This is a genomic window from Acinetobacter sp. YH16044 (assembly GCF_013417145.1).
Taxonomy (GTDB): domain Bacteria; phylum Pseudomonadota; class Gammaproteobacteria; order Pseudomonadales; family Moraxellaceae; genus Acinetobacter; species Acinetobacter amyesii.
In genome coordinates, this window is the sequence record NZ_VPEK01000010.1 from 47,759 (window position 1) to 66,921 (window position 19,163).

At 41.9% G+C, this 19,163-nt stretch carries 17 protein-coding genes; 6 read left to right on the top strand and 11 right to left on the bottom strand.

Annotation, left to right across the window (positions count from 1 at the left end):
* Nucleotides 1-3: 3 nt before the first annotated feature.
* From FTV38_RS08215 to FTV38_RS08240, 6 genes are all read right to left on the bottom strand, one after another.
* Nucleotides 4-798: an ABC transporter permease gene (locus tag FTV38_RS08215; RefSeq protein WP_180022181.1), complete on the bottom strand. Its 795-nt coding sequence runs from the start codon at nt 796-798 to the stop codon at nt 4-6.
* Nucleotides 795-1,643 carry an ABC transporter permease gene (locus tag FTV38_RS08220; RefSeq protein ID WP_180022182.1) on the bottom strand — a complete coding sequence of 283 codons (849 nt, stop codon included), beginning with the start codon at nt 1,641-1,643 and terminating at the stop codon, nt 795-797. The genes FTV38_RS08215 and FTV38_RS08220 overlap by 4 nt, the downstream gene beginning before the upstream one ends.
* Nucleotides 1,640-2,893 (bottom strand): MFS transporter, encoded by a 1,254-nt coding sequence (locus FTV38_RS08225; RefSeq protein ID WP_180022183.1) that lies wholly within the window; start codon nt 2,891-2,893, stop codon nt 1,640-1,642. The genes FTV38_RS08220 and FTV38_RS08225 overlap by 4 nt, the downstream gene beginning before the upstream one ends.
* A 9-nt stretch (nt 2,894-2,902) precedes the next feature.
* Nucleotides 2,903-3,958: an ABC transporter substrate-binding protein gene (locus FTV38_RS08230; protein WP_180022184.1), complete on the bottom strand. Its 1,056-nt coding sequence runs from the start codon at nt 3,956-3,958 to the stop codon at nt 2,903-2,905.
* A 33-nt stretch (nt 3,959-3,991) separates the two neighbouring features.
* Nucleotides 3,992-5,473 carry a carbohydrate porin gene (locus FTV38_RS08235; protein ID WP_180022185.1) on the bottom strand — a complete coding sequence of 494 codons (1,482 nt, stop codon included), beginning with the start codon at nt 5,471-5,473 and terminating at the stop codon, nt 3,992-3,994.
* A gap of 537 nt (nt 5,474-6,010) precedes the next feature.
* Nucleotides 6,011-6,841: an SDR family oxidoreductase gene (locus FTV38_RS08240; RefSeq protein WP_180022186.1), complete on the bottom strand. Its 831-nt coding sequence runs from the start codon at nt 6,839-6,841 to the stop codon at nt 6,011-6,013.
* 224 nt (nt 6,842-7,065) lie between these two features.
* Here FTV38_RS08240 and FTV38_RS08245 point away from each other — a divergent pair, with 224 nt between their 5' ends.
* From FTV38_RS08245 to phoR, 3 genes are all read left to right on the top strand, one after another.
* Nucleotides 7,066-7,749, top strand: coding sequence for a TetR/AcrR family transcriptional regulator (locus FTV38_RS08245; RefSeq protein WP_078191503.1), 684 nt, complete (start codon nt 7,066-7,068; stop codon nt 7,747-7,749).
* A 232-nt stretch (nt 7,750-7,981) separates the two neighbouring features.
* The gene (gene phoB / locus FTV38_RS08250) at nt 7,982-8,692 is read left to right on the top strand and encodes a phosphate regulon transcriptional regulator PhoB (protein WP_078191504.1); all 711 of its coding nucleotides are present in this window, start codon (nt 7,982-7,984) and stop codon (nt 8,690-8,692) included.
* Between the two features lie 23 nt (nt 8,693-8,715).
* On the top strand, nt 8,716-10,074 hold the full coding sequence (phoR, locus tag FTV38_RS08255; protein ID WP_180022187.1) for a phosphate regulon sensor histidine kinase PhoR: 1,359 nt from the start codon (nt 8,716-8,718) through the stop codon (nt 10,072-10,074).
* Here phoR and FTV38_RS08260 read toward each other — a convergent pair.
* Together FTV38_RS08260 and FTV38_RS08265 are read right to left on the bottom strand one after the other, a co-directional pair.
* A complete protein-coding gene (locus FTV38_RS08260; RefSeq protein WP_180022216.1) occupies nt 10,071-10,748 on the bottom strand; it encodes a glutathione S-transferase family protein in 678 nt (225 codons plus the stop codon). The genes phoR and FTV38_RS08260 overlap by 4 nt on opposite strands.
* Nucleotides 10,749-10,867: 119 nt before the next feature.
* Complete coding sequence (locus FTV38_RS08265) at nt 10,868-11,815, bottom strand: pirin family protein (RefSeq protein ID WP_180022188.1); 948 nt, start codon at nt 11,813-11,815, stop codon at nt 10,868-10,870.
* A 392-nt stretch (nt 11,816-12,207) separates the two neighbouring features.
* On the opposite strand from FTV38_RS08265, the gene FTV38_RS08270 reads away from it, so the two are divergent.
* A complete protein-coding gene (locus FTV38_RS08270; RefSeq protein ID WP_180022189.1) occupies nt 12,208-13,383 on the top strand; it encodes a GGDEF domain-containing protein in 1,176 nt (391 codons plus the stop codon).
* Nucleotides 13,384-13,527: 144 nt separating this feature from the next.
* Nucleotides 13,528-14,862, top strand: coding sequence for a GGDEF domain-containing protein (locus FTV38_RS08275; RefSeq protein WP_180022217.1), 1,335 nt, complete (start codon nt 13,528-13,530; stop codon nt 14,860-14,862).
* 47 nt (nt 14,863-14,909) lie between these two features.
* Here FTV38_RS08275 and FTV38_RS08280 read toward each other — a convergent pair whose 3' ends face one another.
* From FTV38_RS08280 to FTV38_RS08290, 3 genes are all read right to left on the bottom strand, one after another.
* Complete coding sequence (locus FTV38_RS08280; protein WP_180022190.1) at nt 14,910-15,845, bottom strand: restriction endonuclease; 936 nt, start codon at nt 15,843-15,845, stop codon at nt 14,910-14,912.
* 287 nt (nt 15,846-16,132) lie between these two features.
* On the bottom strand, nt 16,133-17,701 hold the full coding sequence (guaA, locus tag FTV38_RS08285) for a glutamine-hydrolyzing GMP synthase (RefSeq protein WP_078194056.1): 1,569 nt from the start codon (nt 17,699-17,701) through the stop codon (nt 16,133-16,135).
* 212 nt (nt 17,702-17,913) lie between these two features.
* Nucleotides 17,914-18,336, bottom strand: coding sequence for a DoxX family protein (locus tag FTV38_RS08290; RefSeq protein ID WP_180022191.1), 423 nt, complete (start codon nt 18,334-18,336; stop codon nt 17,914-17,916).
* A 194-nt stretch (nt 18,337-18,530) separates the two neighbouring features.
* Between FTV38_RS08290 and FTV38_RS08295 the strand changes: the two genes are divergently transcribed.
* A complete protein-coding gene (locus FTV38_RS08295; RefSeq protein WP_180003550.1) occupies nt 18,531-19,157 on the top strand; it encodes a DedA family protein in 627 nt (208 codons plus the stop codon).
* Nucleotides 19,158-19,163: the final 6 nt, after the last annotated feature.

Here is a 19,163-nt window from a genome sequence, read left to right on the forward strand (position 1 = left end):
CTCCTATCCAACCTGCTGCCAAGCTAAAACTTTACGCTCAACCCAAGTCAGTACCGTATTGAGCAACACGCCCACAGCACCAATCAGCAACATGCCAAAAATAATCAGTTCGACATCAAAAGCCTGACGCCCTTGAATCACGATATTGCCCAGACCATTGCCATAGTTCGCCAATAAAAATTCAGAGCCAATAGTGGCAAGCCATGCGAAAATCAGCCCAAGTTGTAAACCGACAAAAATCTGCGCCGAAGCACCGGGTAATATCAATTTACGAAACGCGTATGTCTTTGGAAATTGGTAGACTTCGGCCACTTCACGATATTTATGCGAAATACTGCTCACACCTTCAAAGGTGTGTAGCGCCACGGGATAAAACACAGATAAGGTAATAAACAGCACTTTGGCGCCGTGTCCCTCACCTAAAAAGGTCGAAATTAGTGGCAACCATGCAAACAGCGAAATTTGACGCAATACATGAAAGCTCGGTGCAAATAACCAATTCGAAAGGCGTGAACTCGCGATCAAGATCCCAAACAACACACCTGCTATCGCACCTATGCCATAGCCAATAAAATTTCGTGCCAAACTTTCGCCGAAGCCTGTCAAAAAGCTCGGTTGTTGGAGCACGGTCACAGCTTTTTGCAGCACGAGCCATGGACTAGGAATCAACTTTGGATCGACCCAGTTTTGCTGTGAAGCCACTGCCCACAGTGCGATAAATGCCACAGGTAGAACGAGTGCTTTTGCTGTTTTAACTAAGACTTGGTGCGCTACCCCGTGTAATGAAAGAATGCTCATGAGTTGCCTCCTACTCGGGTTGCATGAAAGCGTGCCGTTTTTTCTAACCAAGCCAGCAAGGTATCTAAGACATAGCCCGTAATACCAATCAGGATGATCGCCATGAAGATTAAGTCCATCTGCATTAGCTGACGTCCCCACACCATGAGATAACCAATTCCTTCACTACTTGCTAATAACTCGACAAAAACCAATGCCAACCACGCCTGCATAATGCCTTGACGTAAACCACTGATCACACTGGGTAGTGCAGCTGGGAAAATCACTTCTTTGAGTTTCTGCCAATTGCTGTATTGGTAAACCTCTGCCACTTCCATCAAACTATTCTGCACATGAGTAATGCCCTTATAGGTTGCAATCAACAGCGGTGGTAACACAGCCAATGAAATAGCGGCAATCTTCAAAGCCTCATCGATGCCTAAGAAAATCATCAATAATGGAATCCAGCCAACTATGGGAAATTGCGCAACAAGATTCACCGTCGGAAAAATAAAGTCCCGACTACGTTTGGCCAATCCCAACACAGTACCAAGCAAAATCCCGACACTGGCACCAAGCAAGACACTCCATAAAATACGTTTGGCACTGATGGCAAAATGAAAACTCAATTCACCGCTTTGCCATAATTCAACTATGCTTTGCCACACCAAATTCGGTGCAGGTAAAATTTGCTCTGGCAACCAATGTTTGAGTGTTGCCACATACCACAAACCGAACAATAAAACTGGCATCAGGAGTCCACACGCCACTTGCAAAGTTAGTTTTAAATAGGTCTTAAAAAAATCCAACGCACTTCGGTCACTTTGCAAGGGAACCGAATGTGCAGATACATCCGTAAGGCTCATAATTCTTGTCCTTTTACGCTCTGTTCTGAGACATCAGGTTTTAAAAATTGAATAAATTCATGATCTTTGCTGATCAAAATAATCAGACCAATAAACACCAGCCCGATTGGTAAAAATAAATTTTGTAGTCCAACCTGTGCGCCAAATACGGCGCCTATCAAGCCACCCAACAGCCCACCCGAAGGTCCGACGAGGGCTAAAATTGGAGAAATCTTAGCCATCGCAGTTTGCTCACCGACTCGGGCGAAAGACATAAAATTGGCGATATGCAACATACCGAGTCCAAGTCCAAACATGACCGAAGCAGGCCACATCAACAGCGTGATTTTGGTTAAGGCTAAAATCAGTAATGCCGTTGCCATCAGGCTTAGGCCAATCAAATAAAACTTTTGATAACCCATCAGCTCAGCCAAACCGCCCATGCTAAATAGCGATCCCACAAAGACGATGCCTTGTACGGTCAGCAGCATCACCGCCATTGGCTCCGAAAGTGCAAAACTTTGGATAGCAATCACCACAATGAAAAAGCCAAAGTAGTTATTTGCCACGCTGCTCAAAAATTCCAATATGCAGACAATCCGCAGCGAGGCATGGGTTTTGATGAGTGCCAAAGGCGCCACAATATCTCGCCATTGAAAATGCGGGCGATTCGTCGCTTGCGGAGTACTACGTTGAAAGCACCACGGAGCCAACAGCAAGGTGCCTAAAAAAAGCAAAGACACCACATAAAAACTTCCGCCATAGCCGAAATGCTCGACCAACAACACGCTCAATGCAGGCGCAATCAGGAAATATCCCATCATGTGCGAACCGCGAAACCAACCCGCACGGACTGGACCTAAACGTTTTAAGTTGCTCAAAAAAACGGTATTGATCGAAACAAAGCGCATGGGTAAGACAAAACTTACTAAGGCTGTGACTGCAAAGAGATACCATGCACCAGCTTTGAGTGGCGTTAAGCTATAGACCACAGCGCCCAACACACTGCCGATGCAGAATATTTTCAAAGACCCAAAGCGCTGTACCAACACGCCAATCGGCAATGCCATGATCAAAATGCCAAAATTTTGCGCTGCAGAAATTAGCCCCAATTGCAATTCGGTGGCTTCTAAATGCACGGCATACAAGGAAATTAATACCCGTGCTACACCCACACCCAGTCCAGCCAAAATCGTAAGCAGCACAAAACTGCTCATAAATTTGGTGGTTAATGGACTGGCAATCACATTGCTTTCAATCGGACGACTCATGGCTGCGACTTACTTCGGTTGACCTTGAGCATTAAATTGGCGCCAGTAACCCTCTAACTTCAGCTCTTTCAAGGCATTATTCAGATACTTCGGCTCATACCATGTTTTGGTATCCACATCACGACGGATTAAACGAGCGTCTTTGGCAATTTTTAAAGCACTGTCAATTTGTGAACGGTGGAACTCGTCTAATAGCGGTGTAGTACGGTCTTTTAAATTCCAGCCATCCCACGTTTTTTGATAATCCACCAACGGAATGCCACTTTGTGCCCAAAGTTTATATTGCGCACTACGATTAGCTTCTTGAGAACTCCACTGCGCTTGTTTAATCAGTGTCGTCACGACACGTTGCACCACCTCTGGATATTGTTTTTCAAAACTTTCTGTCACCCAAAAGTGCGCAATCGGTGCAACTTTGGGATCTTTAATTTCTAGTAATGTTTTCGCCACACCACGCGCTTGCAAACTAAACGGTGAAGTAATCGTGGCATCAATATCACCTGTCGCCAACGCAGTACGCGCCGAATAGGCATCTTGCGAAATCACTCGTAAATCGCGCTCAGTTAAATTGTATTTTGCTAATACACGGTTAAAGACGATCTGACCATTGGTGCCTTTAAAGACGGAGAATTTTTTGCCTTTTAGATCTGCAAAGGATTTAGCATTTGATCCGGCAGGCACCACCACATAGGTAGGACCAAAACGCCCTGTCGAGAACAACACTTTGGTTTTTAATCCCGTTGAACGTCCAACCAATGAGGGCAAATCGCCATGCAATGCAAAGTCCACTTTGCCATTGGCTAAAGCTTCGTTGGTTGCAGGGCCTGCTCCTGGGAAAAAGAGCCAATTCACCTTAATGCCATCTTTTTTAAATTCTTGTTCGAGCACACCTCGTAAATGTGCTGTAGCTACAAAACTACCGCCCACTTTGGGTTTACCCCCCTCACCCGCAGCTGATACTGAAATGCGAATTTCTTTGGGATTGGCAGCATGCAATTGAACGCTTAAACCAAGTGCTGAAAGTGCCAAGAATGTGGCTGCGATTTTTTTAGAGATAATTTTCATTTTAAATGTTCCTTAATGGTTTAAATATTTGAATTAAAAGGTGTACTGAACCTGAGCTTGCAGCTCATTGGTGTCTTTTTGATTTGCCGTTTCGACATCAAACAGATAGTGATTCAGCTGTAATTGGAATTTTGTGGTTTGCGCAAAAAATAGGTTTAAACCCAAAGAGTGAATGTCATATTCACCAATACGACCGCTCGCGGTATCGAGATAGCTTGCGTTGTTTTTATTCGGGTTATAGCGGTCAAAACGGTAATAACCTTGGACTGACTTCGGCCAGAAATCATCAAATTTGGCGTTGGATTTAATACTGTTGTAGAACTGATCACCCAAGGTGTAGAAAGCGGTAAAAGTATGTCCTTCCGCTTTGGCTTCTTTGATGTCTTGGGCTACGGTGTCGACATAATCGGTCTTGCCTTGCAGATATTCATAGGTCACACCAAATGGTGCGTGGTTATAATAAATATCGAAACCCAAACGATCACGTTTCGCAGCATTATCAGTGATTCCGCCGGCTGAAATTTTCGATTCGCCTTTGATATAAGAGGCACCAAACTTCAACTCACGGAAAATGCTGGCGTAGTCCACTGGCAAGGTAAAAGCCACACGACCGATATAATCTTTGCCATTGTTGTCATCTGCCTTATTACTGGCGTTCCCATTGGTCAACCCTAAGGCATACTCAAATAGCGGCGCACGGTAGTTCGATGCAAAGTCGACAAAAGGTTTGGCATCTCCACGGACGATAAATCCATTTTGACGGTTAAACAGTCCTAGAAAGGTCGAAGCTGCAGCGGTATTAATGGTCGGACGCAAATCTTCAGGAGACTGCACATCTAGACCAAAGGGCAATAACTGCTGACCGAGCGTAAAGTTGAGTTTGGCAGTTTCAGGGCCCGCATTGGTGGCAAAAGCGTTATAGCGAACAAAGGCATCTAGTAAGTTAAAGTTACTGTTATTGGTGCCATCATTGCGTTTGCCATAACCAAAGGACAATTGATAGTCGAGGTTTTTGCCTTCGTTATAATCACGGAATAAATTCCCGCGTACACCGATCAGCGCAGTCCCAATATCAAATGTCGATTTGGTTGAACCCAACACACCCGTTTCATCGAGCGCACTGGCACGTAGTTGAACTGTGCCATACAGGGTTGTATCACGAGTCGATTTGGTGGTTTGACGTTCATATTGACGTGACTGATCGTACTTATAGTTTTCAATATCTGCACGTAAGCCGTCGATATCTTCGGATGTTGCTGCGGTCACTTCTGAAACCTGCGTTTCACCTTCAACATCAGCGGCGTTGCTCGGATCTTCTGTCGTCAACGCGGCCGTTTCTACGACTTTACTTTTGGTCGTCCCAGATTCCACTGCATTTAAGCGTTTTTGCAAACTCTCAATTTGTTGTTTTAAGCTGCTCAGTTCTTGCTGAAGTGCTTCATCCGATGCAAAACTCAGCGGACTGGTTGCGGATAAAATCAGTCCGACCGCAACGGTTAATGTGGTTTTTTTCATGATTTGGTTTCACTAACATTTTTCCCAAAGCGCAAAATCCCCCAACCCCATGCAAGGTGCATGAAGTGAATGTACTGCGTGGGTTTTTAAAAATTAATCTGAGTGGTCGTAGGTTTTATTCAACTTATGCACGACCGAAACTCGAAGACAGCTTTTAGAATTTAAGCGCGCATCATCGCGAGTGTCATAGCACAACAACATGCCTGTTGCAGGACACGAAAAACAGAAAGATATCGATGCGTAAAAGTACTCATAAATGTTCCATACAGTGGTGAGTTTTGTTCACTCCAATATGGCAACAACTGTGCCAACATTTTAAGTATTTATTTTTTAAAGTTTTATTATTCAAACCCGATAGATTCTGTTGGTTTTGACGCCAAAAAACTGTTGGTTATTCAACAGTTGCTTATTTCAAATCATCAGATATCTCCATTTTTATATCTCATTTTATGAAATAAGCAATACGCCTTGGGCTTTCCTTTGGGCATAAAAAAAACCCACTGACGTGGGCTCTTTTCAATCGATTATAATTACCGCTTATTGACCAAATTTAGTCGCCATCGCTGTTAATTTTTGATAGCCCGTCGGTAGAAAACGTTGAATTAAATCAATCGCTTTTGCATCATTACCAATCAATAAACGACGCTTATCTTTTTGTACTGCTTCAATGATTTGACGAGCCGCTTCTTCAGGTGGACAGCGCAAGAATTTATTAAAGGACTGTGCCGATTTTTGCGGGTTCATGCCTAAACTTTTCAGGCTATCATTCATTTTTGCGGCATTGGCAATATTGGTACGAATCCCGCCCGGATGAACACATAGCGCACTCACGCCACAGTTTTCAATATCCAATTCTTGGCGTAAAGATTCGGTAAAGCCACGTACTGCAAATTTAGTGGCATTATATGCCGACTGTGTTGGCTGTGCCGTTAAGCCAAACAAGCTGGAAATATTGATGATATGACCTTCACCACTTTGCTTAATATACGGTAAAAACTCCTTGGTGCCATAAACCACACCCCAGAAGTTAATATTGACAATCCACTCCAGCTCTTCGTAGCTTGCGCCTTCAACGGTCGTGCCCAATGCCACACCCGCATTGTTAAAAATCATATTCACCGAACCATGATCTTTAACGGTCTGTGCTGCCCATGCTTTCATTGCCGCAAGGTCTGACACATCGAGTTTTTGCGTGGTTACACGTACATTGCTGGCTTTCACTAAGTCTACGGTTGCCGCAAGACCCTGCTCATTCACATCGCTTAAAGACAGATGACAGCCTTGTTTCGCCAAAAGCACTGCCAATTGCTGACCAATACCTGAACCTGCACCTGTAATGGCAGCCACTTTATTTTTGAAGTTTTTCATTGTGATTCCTTATTCCTTTATGCTGCCGCTTGGCTTTATCACAGCGTGATCTCATTTGCCAATGTGTGCAGTTCGTCGACTTAATATAGTTTTGACAATACATATTGTCAATGTCATCTTAGGACGTGCTAAGCTGTTGAAATCGCCAATGCTTAAACATAGGTTTAAACTGAAATTATTGCTAAAATAAGACAAAATTCTGCTTTAGTTCAGCGTATATTTTCATGACAGATGCAACAAATCACACAGAACAACAACAGGCAAAAAATGTGAAGGAACGTCAATTTAAAGGGCTTTCTCTCAGTGAACGTAAGCAAGCGCGACGTGAAAAACTGATTGAAGCCGGTATAGAAGCCTATGGAACACATGGCTTTTTTTCAGTGACTGTGAAAGATATTTGTTTGGAAGCCAAGCTGACCGAACGCTATTTTTATGAATCATTTAAGAAAAGTGAGCAACTGTTCCAGACCATCTTTTTAAAATTAATCGATGAACTGCAACAAAACGTGATGCAAGCCATCATGCAAGCATCAACCGATTCTAAAAAAATGATTGAAGCGGGTTTAACTGCCCTACTGTTAACTTTAAAAAATAATCCCCGTATGGCGCGCATCATTTACATCGATGCCATGTTGGTACAAGAGCTACATAACCAAGCCACAATTCATGAAACCATGATGCGCTTTGACCGTATGATTCATGCCTTTGTCATGCTCATGATGCCGAATATTGATCGTTCAGAACGTGAAATTTCGATGGTCGCAACTGGTCTCAATGGTTATGTCACCCAAATCGCGATTCGTTGGGTCATGAGTGGTTATAAACAGCCGATTGATGAGGTTTTATCGTCATGTAGCGTGGTCTTTTTGGCCTTGTTAGATGCTTTTTCTGAAAAACCCAGTAAATAAATTTTGGCCTCAACACTGATCTTTACAATTTTTTTTTGAATGATTTTTTTGTGACAACAGCATGATGCAAAGCCCATGTTGTTGAATATTTCAGGATTTAAATTGTCACAATTTCTTTCTAAACCCCAATGAAAGATCATTTTTGCAATGATACTGTCATAATTAATCTTTGTAATAAGCCTGTCATAAATATAAAACGGTCTACCGTTTACATAAAATAGGGTATTGCGCTGTGAAAGATGACTATATTTTAATCGTCGACGACGAACTCCCGATTCGGGAAATGATCCATACTTCACTGGATATGGCTGGTTTTCAATGTCAGCAAGCTGAAGATGCCAAACAAGCGCACCAAATGATTGTAGATCAGCGTCCTGCACTGGTTTTATTGGATTGGATGATGCCTGGTGGCGTGAGTGGTGTAGACCTATGTCGTCGTTTAAAACGCGATGAAAATTTGTCAGAAATTCCAGTCATCATGCTCACTGCACGTGGTGAAGAAGACCATAAAGTCCAAGGTCTAGACGCGGGCGCAGATGACTACATGACCAAACCCTTTTCCACCCGTGAGTTGGTGTCACGGATTAAAGCGGTGCTGCGTCGCTCAAATGCACTGGGTGGTGAAAAAACCATTGATGCCAATGGCTTAATCCTCGATCCAGTCAGCCAACGTGTCAGCTTTGGCAACACCATTTTAGATATGGGACCAACTGAATATCGTCTATTGGCCTTTTTCATGACTCATCCTGAACGTGCCTATACCCGTGCTCAATTATTAGATCAGGTTTGGGGTGGAAACGTGTATATTGAGGACCGTACCATTGACGTGCATATTCGTCGTTTGCGTAAAGTTCTTGAACCTTTCCAAGCCGATCGTTATGTCCAAACTGTTCGTGGTACAGGTTACCGTTTCTCTACCCGTGCAGACGCTGTGATGGGTTAGTCATTTTAGGTCTTTAATTTTCTATGTACGAACCGTATCCCGTCCCTGAACTTGCCAGTGAACATAAAAAATTCCGTTACAGCAGTTTATGGACTTTTGCCAAGCAGGATTTAAGACTGCTGGCATTTTTCCTGCTCATTGCTGCACTCATCGGCTTTGGTATCGGGTACTTATGGATCTGCATCTTAATTGCCTTTGCAGTGTTCTTTGCATTGCAAATGCGTTCACTGTACTTGGTCAACGAATGGATTTCAAACCGTCCCTATGATGTCCCGCCGAATTTAGACGGCATTTGGGGGGCTTTGCTCTTTAATGTATACCGTGCGCAGCGCCAAGAACGCATCGTACAAGCTGAAATGGTCGGCCTAATTGACCGCGCTCAATCTTCCTTGGTGGCACTTGCTGAAGCGGTGGTATTGATTGATGAATTACACCAAATCGAATGGTGGAACCCTGCCGCAGAAAAGCTTTTGGGGATTCAACAGCTCGATCAAGGGCGCAATATTTTAAGTATTTTAAGACAGCCCAGTTTTATCGAATACTTTACCAATATCGATTTAGCCCCCGATGGTTTGAAAATGAAATCATCGGTACTTGAAGACCATTATGTGCAAGTGAAATTGACCCGTTTTGGTCGCGAAAGTCGATTACTGGTGGCCTATGACGTCACACGTATGCATAACCTTGAGCAAATGCGTAAAGACTTTGTCGATAATATTTCACATGAGCTACGCACACCGCTCACGGTTTTAAGTGGTTATATCGAAACCTTTACCGATCAGGAAGATTTAAATCCACGCTGGAAACGCGCATTCGATCAAATGCAGTCTCAAACCCGCCGTATGAATGCTTTGGTTAATGACTTGTTATTATTATCTCGTCTGGAAAATGATAAAAAAGTTGCTAAAAATCAAATCATTGAAATGCCCAGCCTAATGAACCAACTATATGACGATGCACATGCTTACAATGTGGATTATGGACATACACTGAATCTCGATATTGATAGTCACTGTGACCTGATCGGATCAGATATGGAATTGGCGAGTGCCTTTAGTAACCTCATCACCAATGCAATTAAATACACCCCGAAAGGCGGTACTGTGACCATTGGTTGGCATGATGATGGTACGAATGGTTATTTTACCGTTGAAGATACGGGTATCGGGATTGACCCGAAACACTTACCCCGTTTAACGGAACGGTTTTACCGTGTGGACAGCGCACGTAGTCGCCAAACGGGAGGAACAGGTTTAGGTCTTGCCATCGTGAAACACGTTTTGATGCAACATCAGGCACACCTTGAAATTGAGTCCAAAGAAAACCGTGGTTCGCTGTTTAAAGTCGTCTTCCCTAAAGAACGCTTGTATCATGTGAGCTAAGCGGAATCATCCTGCCGGTCTTGCTGTGCTTCCAACAGTTGTTCTTGTTGTTTGGCACGGCGATATGCAGGACGCTGTTGCATCCGTTGTAAGAAAGCCTGAATTTGTGGATATCGCCCTTGCGTTCGGGTCATGACGGCTTCTAATGGAAACGTCATCTGAATATCCGCAAAGCTAAACGGTCCCGCAAAATATTCATTTTCCGCTAAATGGTTTTCTAAAAACTCGATATTTTCTTTTAAGCGAGGTCGTACAAAACCTTTTTTGACCCCATCACAAATGCGATTAGCTACGGGTTTGATGACCCAAGGTACATGTCGTGGCACATTGCTCATGACCAACTGCATCACCAACAACGGCATTAGAGAACCTTCGGCATAATGCATCCAAAAGCGATATTGTTGTTTTGAATGTTCCGCCTTGGCTGCAAAAAAATCATGCCGATCATACTTCTCTTGTAAATACTCCAAGATCGCTGCAGATTCTACCAAGACCAGTCCATCATCCTGCAATATGGGCGACTTCCCTAAAGGATGGATGGCTTTAAGCTCAGGGGGAGCAGACAAATTTGGCTGGCGCAGATAAAACTGAACCTGATAATCCAGTCCTAATTCCTGCATTGCCCATAAAATACGAAATGAACGAGATTTTTCTAGATGATGTAGCACCCGCATGGGTTCATCTCCTATTAAGGTGTTTACTGTTGCCGTTGCGACGATACCCATAATGACTCCCTCATGGTTATGCCGCACCATTTTCACCACAGGTACGGCTGTTCATTTTTATTTTTAAGTTAACGTGATGGACGCATTTTATCAGGGAAAGCCGGTGCTTCTAGTCGTGGACCATCATAGTCTGGAATAGAGCCAAAGCGTTCGTCCTGATTAATCCACTGCTCACGGGCAATATTCAATTCTTCTTGTGTGCGCCCCACAAAATTCCACCACAGCAGAATCGGTGATTCAAAAGGTTCACCTCCTAATAATAAAACACGGCCACCTGCATGTAGGTCAATTTTGACTTGGGTTAAGCCCGGCTCAAGTACCACCATATTGTCTTCATTTAGCTCGTGACCATTGATACTGGCAGTCCCTTCGAGGGCCATAAAGCCATATTCAAATTTTGGATTGAGCGGCAAGACGGTACTTTGACTTTCCGAACTACGCAGATCGACACCCAATAATTCACTATGTACTTTTACCGGCGATTTAGTCTGTAAAAATTCACCGACCAAGACCGTCAATTCAATCCCGTCTTGTGTCACCACAGGCAATTCTGGGTAATGGTCAAACTGGGGCGCCATATTGATTTTGTCATCTGGCAATGCAATCCAAAGCTGCGCAGCATGCATTTGTGTTTCAGACTCTGGAGCAACCTCAGTATGCGAAATACCATAACCCGCTGTCATGAGATTGACTTGTTTGGGCTGAATTAACTGATGTGTGCCCAAACTGTCGGTATGCATCATGGTGCCATCAATCATCCATGTAAATGTTTGCAAACCAATATGTGGATGCGGCCCAACATCTAAGCCATCACCTTGAGGAAAATGCACTGGACCGGCATGGTCAAGGAAACACCATGCACCAATCATCCGTTTATGCCGACTCGGTAAAGCACGTTTTATCACTGTGCCTTGACCAATTTCAGCACGGCGCAGTGGAAATTCTTGAATGAACTGATTGACGTATTTTTCACAATCGTCGGAATGAGATATTTCTGTGTAATTGCTATTGGTCATATTCTTACCCTAAATTTGGCTAAGCCGATGCAAGGACTATCGGCTAGACCTATGCATTTTTTTCCATTATATCTGCATTAACTCAATCTTCTTCAGCTGTCATTAATACGCTGAATCACAGAGATAGGACAATCGTTTTTTTGTTGCCTAATATGACATATAGCATAACAGTTATCGATGCTTCTTTAGACAAACCCAATGCAAAATTACTTGTTAAAATCACGTGAAATGTAAATCTAAGTAACACAAATTAACACTCACTTTTAACCAAACAATACCAAATAATTCACAAATCATTGAAATAACGTGTTTAATTTTAAATAAGAATAATATAGATTATTTTAGTTACATAAATTTACATACAAACCATGCTCACCTGTCGGTAATCTTGCATGATTAATGAGTATAAGAAAGAATCACGTGCACTGATCCAAAAAGCCTTGAAAGGAACCTTTGTTCGTGTTCCTGCTCAATTTCGTCAAGAATTTTTCCACTACCATCGTCGTCAACTTTTTAAATTCTTTTTCCAAGTCAACATCGTTGCACAATTGGCCTATCTCTCTTATGCCATAGCGGATTGGTTTATGTTGCCCGATGTGGGTTTGCTCGCGATAAGCTTAAAAACAGCCTATACCTTACTGATGATGGGCATCACATGGGGCATTTATACATATAGTAAGAGCATTTTACTCTTTGACTTGATGCTTCCCCTATCGATCGTTGGTGCTTCTGCGCTGTGGTTTAGCCTACTCAATTTATCCAATAGCCCCGATGTGCCGATCTATTTATATGCATCTTTGGTTTTTATTGTGTTAGCCAATTTATGTGTGCAAATCCGCTTTAAGGCTGCTGTGCTCATTTCTCTATGTATCAGTCTTATTTTACTGATTGGGGTGTATTTCGCCATTTCTGGCAATATCCATCAACTGCAACTGTTTATATTGATCTATTCGCCCGTGTTGTTATTTAGTTTGTATATCAGTTGGAATTCAACGCAAAAATCCAGAATTGTATTTTTACACAGTAAACTCGATCAGTTGAACCGTGAAGCGCTCAATATTATGGCGCATACCGACGTGCTGACCGGCTTAAACAATCGCCGTCAATTTATTCAACTTGCCAATTATCATATTCATCATCAGTCCAAACCGTTACAGCCACTTTCATTACTGATTTTTGATGTCGACAAATTTAAAAATATTAATGATCAGTTTGGGCACTATATTGGTGATCATGTTTTACAACATATTGCCGAAACATGCCGACATACTTTACGTAGCCAAGACATCATTGCCCGCTTCGGTGGTGAAGAATTTATTATTCTTTTACCGCAGACACACTTGCGTCAGGCTCAAGATATTGCCGAACGTCTACGACGGGTAATAGCCGATAATTATTTAGAACTTGATACACTACAAAAACTTAAATTTACCGTTTCAATTGGTGTTGCCGAATTTGGTCAAAAAAACCGAGATTTACAAAGTGTAATTCGCATGGCCGATCAGGCACTTTACCAAGCAAAATCTGCAGGACGCAATCAAATATCAACTTATAAAACAGCAAGTTAATAATATATTTTGTAACATTCATCAGACGATTTTTTATCATTCATTCGAAAAATCCCTAGTTTCAGGTAGATATTTTTGTGTGTTTTTTGTTCATAATTTGTCCTAAGCCATTTATGGAGAAGGGACATGTCTGTTGATGTACGAATGAGTTCTCGGACTAATTCGTCTGCTCAGGAAGTTCGTAAAAATCATACTCATACTTTGAAACTTTCTGAGTGTGATCTTGCCAATCGTGCCGAGATTGAACAAGCCATTGCAGATCCCTTTGCACGTATTCCTACGCAGTTTAGAAACTATTTTCTACAACATCAGTATGCCCATCAGTTACCTTATTTGCGTCAAGTAAACTACATGGCGCAGATTACGTTTCTTCTTTATTTTTTTGCTGACATTTTTATTATCCCTGACATGTTCTTTTGGTCAGGTCTTTCTCGAGTGGCCATGATTGTTGCTGCCTTATTGGTCAGCTTTTATCTGTTTAAATACAAAAAAGATATTCGTGTGCTCGACATGATCTTACCGATTGGGACAGTCTGTAGCACCGCGATTTGGATTGGCTTATTACTGGCTTCAAATAGCCCAATGGTCTCGTCCTATATCTATGGTGCGTCGATCTTTATTTTAATTGCCAATGTCTGCGTACAAACACAATTTAAGCCCGCCTTGTATTGTTCGGGCCTCATTTCGCTATTGGTGTATTTTGCGGTGAGTCAGCTTTTATCATGGCAAGAAGCACTGATTTTTGTGGTGGTGTCTATTCCTGTTTGGATGATCAGCCTGCATATGAGTTGGAACAATACGCTCAATGCACGTCGTCATTTTTTACGTACCCTGCTTGATGACTGGAATATGCATACGCTGAAAAATCTAGCGCATACAGATGAGCTCACCCAGTTATATAACCGTCGTCAGTTTGTTCAGTTGGCTGAGCATCGCATCCATGAATGGCCAACGCCTGCAAGTACTTGCTTATTGATGTTTGATGTCGATCATTTTAAACATATTAATGATAATTACGGGCATGATGTTGGTGATCAGGTACTGCAATGTATCGCTGAAACCACCCGCAAAGAAATGCGCCAAAAAGATGTCTTGGCTCGTTTTGGTGGTGAAGAATTTATTGTGCTTCTGTCTGAAACGCAAATACAGGATGCAATGTTAATCGCAGAACGTATTCGTTTAACGCTTCAAAATCAATCTTTGCTGAATGTCGCAAATCACCCGATCCAATTTACCGTTTCCATTGGTGTTTCACAGCTTAAATCACATAAACAAAATTTAACTGAACTGATTAAGCAAGCTGATATTGCGCTGTATCAGGCAAAAGAAAATGGCCGTAACCGTGTAGAGCGCTATGATTCAAGCATGAAACCCGAACGTAAATCGACAAAGTCTTGGCAAAGCTTTACCCATAAAGCAAAGCCTAAAGCTGAACCGAATAATGAAAGCGATCGTAGTTGGTCGATTGTTTATAAATAGAATTTTGAGATATAAAAAAAGGACGCTGAAGCGTCCTTTAAGTTTATTTAAAAACTATCTTCATCAAAACGGTCTTGATCTATTTTATAAATATGGAAACTTCTTTCAATTTGAATACCCAAGCCAAATTCAATCATGAGAGATGTAAGCTTGTCACCATCAATTAAAACAATGCCTGATTTCTTTGCTGACTCAATTGCTTCTTTACTAAAACAAGAAGTAGTAATAAATACGCCCTTTTTCGCCACTTGATCAGCCAAAGCTCCCTTAAACTGTTGAATGTCAGGGCGCCCCACCGTATTTTCCCAACGTTTAGCTTGAATATATATTTTATCTAAACCTAAACGATCTTCACTGATAATACCGTCAATGCCACCATCACTGGTTTTACCTATTGCTTGGGCTGCGTCTTGATGTGAACCGCCATAACCCATTATTACCAACAAATCGACAACTAATTGCTCAAAGAATTTGGGTGAATTACTTTTAATTTTATTTAATAGCTCATCTTTAATTGTTTGATTAAGCTCCGTTGATGATTGTTCGATTATTTCTGCAGGCGTCAAATGTTCTGTTTGAATAGATGTAGCATGCTCTTCTTTTAGAACTAGATTTTGAATATTTTTATTATGGTTAGAACCAATTTTATAATCAGAAAACCCTTCAAACTGCATCAAATACTGATTAGTTATATTTGATAAGCTAGAAAAATCAATAGACCAACCTAAAGTACTTAATTCGCAAAGACCACGTGATGGTTGTTGTATCAAACCTGCTTTAACCAAATATGTTTTCGCCCAGCCAACACGATCATAAAATACTGTTTTTGTACCACTAGATAGCCTTAAATTTAAATCAGCTTCAGATAACCCAGATCTTTCAGCTAAAATTTTTGTGGCAGAACTTAATTTTATTGCCTCTTTTTGTTCTGCTAAAAGTTTCATTAATGGAAGCATCAACTGATCGTATGTAGGCAATGACATTTAACTTGCTCTTTTTAAAATAGTATTTTTCATAATTATAAACAAAAAAAAGGACGCTGAAGCGTCCTTTTTTTATTAGAAATATTTAGGTTTCCCTAAATAGCCGCGAGCATAGCTCTTGGCGTAAAACTGGCACGAAGCAGTGCTTCGTAAAACCCCAGTCTGGCGCAGGCATAGCCTTTGCCGTAATTTAGGCAAGAAACGTTGTTTCTTGAAATCCCTCACTGCCGCGAGCGTAGCTCTTGGCGTAATTTAGGCAAGAAGCTTCGCTTCTTGAAATCCCTAAATTACTCCCATTCAATCGTAGCAGGTGGTTTAGACGATACGTCATAAACAACACGAGAAACTTCTGCAATTTCGTTCATGATACGTGTAGAAATCTTGTCTACAAGATCATAAGGAAGGTGTGCAAAACGTGCAGTCATAAAGTCCACAGTTTCTACAGCACGAAGCGCGATTACCCATGCATAACGGCGGCCATCACCTACGACACCCACAGATTTCACAGGTTGGAATACGGCAAATGCTTGTGCAGTTTTGTCATACCAGCCGCTTGCGCGAAGTTCTTGCATGAAGATGTCATCTGCTAGACGAAGAATGTCAGCATATTCTTTTTTCACTTCACCAAGGATACGTACACCTAGACCTGGGCCTGGGAATGGATGACGGTAAAGCATTTCAAATGGAAGACCTAAAGTTGTACCTAAACGGCGTACTTCGTCTTTGAATAAATCACGGATTGGCTCAACCAATTCGAATGCTAAATCTTCAGGTAAACCACCCACGTTGTGGTGTGATTTAATCACGTGTGCTTTACCTTGTTTGCTTGCTGCAGATTCAATTACGTCTGGGTAAATGGTACCTTGAGCAAGGAAGTTCACACCGTCAAGCTTACGTGCTTCTTCAGCAAACACTTCAATGAATTCACGACCGATGATTTTACGTTTTTTCTCTGGATCAACTTCACCAGCAAGCGCTGTTAAGAAGCGATTTTCAGCGTCGGCACGAATCACGCGAATACCCATGTTTTTCGCAAACATGTCCATCACTTGCTCGCCTTCGTTCAAACGAAGTAAACCGTTATCTACGAATACACAAGTCAATTGGTCGCCAATCGCACGGTGTAAAAGTGCAGCTACAACAGATGAATCGACACCGCCTGAAAGACCCAAGAGAACTTTTTGATCACCAATTTGCTCACGAAGTTGTTCTACGCGAAGATCGATGATGTTTTCTGAGTTCCACAAGTTACGGCAACCACATACGCCATGTACGAAGTTAGACAATAACTCAGCACCTTTCGCAGTGTGTGTCACTTCTGGGTGGAATTGGATACCGTAGAAACGACGTTTTTCATCAGAAACCATCGCCACTGGGCAGCTTGGTGTGCTTGCAGTGATTTGGAAACCTTCAGGAATTTGAGTCACTTTATCGCCATGACTCATCCACACTTTTAATTGGTCTTTGGTATCTTCAAGATCACCAATTAAAGCATCACGGACTTTAATATCAACTTCTGCATAACCAAATTCATGCACAGTACCTGGCTCAACTTTACCGCCAAGTTGTTCTGACATGGTTTGTAGACCATAGCAAATACCTAAAACAGGTACACCAAGTTCAAATACAACTTGTGGTGCGCGCGGACTACCTTCTTCATGAACACTTTCTGGACCACCTGAAAGAATGATCCCGTTTGGGTTAAATGCACGAATGTCTTCTTCAGACATATCAAATGCGTACATTTCTGAATAAACACCAGCTTCACGTACACGACGTGCAATAAGCTGACTATATTGAGAACCGAAATCCAAAATCAGGATACGGTCTTCAGTAATTTGGGTATTGGTAGTCATGGCAAACAACTATGCAGGCAACGAATATAAGCGCCGTATTCTAACATTTTTCTTGGACTTTCGCACACTATTCGGACAGGGGCAAAAACCACAAGCCAAACGATGTTTTTTACAACACATTTCAGGGCTTTATTGATTTACTTTAAATCAGCGATAGACATGAAAAAAGCGGCAGAACGCCGCTTTGATGGATGCTCGGACTCATGACCGCTTTATTTTGATTTTTCGATCCAATGATCAAAACTGAATTTACCAGCACCATGCAGCATGAGAAATAATAAGCCGCCAGACATCGCCAAGTTTTTCATAAAGTTAATGCCATCTTCTGCACCACCATGGAATAAAAATGCAGTGATTAAACTAAATACGGTTAGACCCAGTGCCGCAAAACGCGCTTGAAAACCAAACAATAAAGCTAAGCCACCACCCAACTCGACTAAAATGGTGATCGGAAGTAGCCCTGCCGGTACACCCATTGACTCCATATAACCTGCGGTTGCAGTGTAAGCGGTAATTTTGCCCCAACCTGCCACAATAAAAATATAAGCCATCAAAATACGTGCAACCAGACTGATCACTGCATTGATTTGCGGCTGTTGACTCAGATTTTTCACTATAAGATTTGGATTAAACATACTGAAACCTATTTTTAATACTGTTCAAAAGATGTGCTTAGATTAGGTCGTTTCTTATTCTCTTTAAATATGCTTTTATAATATTCATCATTCCATATATAGAACGATTTTACTGATAATTAATTACGTTTTAATACTGACTTTGCTGCCCCAGACTGATAGCATCAGACCACTATTTTACGCATATAAGCCCCATGGAACTGATTGATTTTATACTACATGTTGATGACCATTTACTCGAGTTCATTACCAATTATGGCGTATGGATTTATGCAATTCTGTTCCTGATTATTTTTGTTGAAACCGGTTTAGTGGTCATGCCCTTTTTACCGGGTGATAGTCTTCTGTTTGCAGCAGGCGCGCTCGCTGCGTCAACAGGTGCCATGGATCCATGGGTTTTGGTGATTTTGCTGTTTATCGCTGCGGTCTTGGGCGACACGCTGAATTACCATATTGGTAAATATATTGGCCCACGTGTCTTTGAAATTGAATCACGCTTCATTAACCGTCAACATTTGGTCAATACGCAAAAATTCTTTGAAAAACACGGTGGTAAAACCATTATTTTTGCCCGCTTTATTCCTTTTGCACGAACCTTCGCGCCTTTTGTCGCAGGTGCAGGCAGCATGAACTATAAGTACTTCCTGACTTTTAACATGATTGGTGCGATTTGTTGGGTTGGCTCATTTATCACTTTGGGTTATTTATTTGGCAATATGCCCATCGTGAAAGATAACTTCACCCATCTGATCTTCGGCATCATTATTATTAGTATTTTACCGGGCGTGATTGGTTTTATTCGAGCAAAATTAAAGAAATAAACCGAT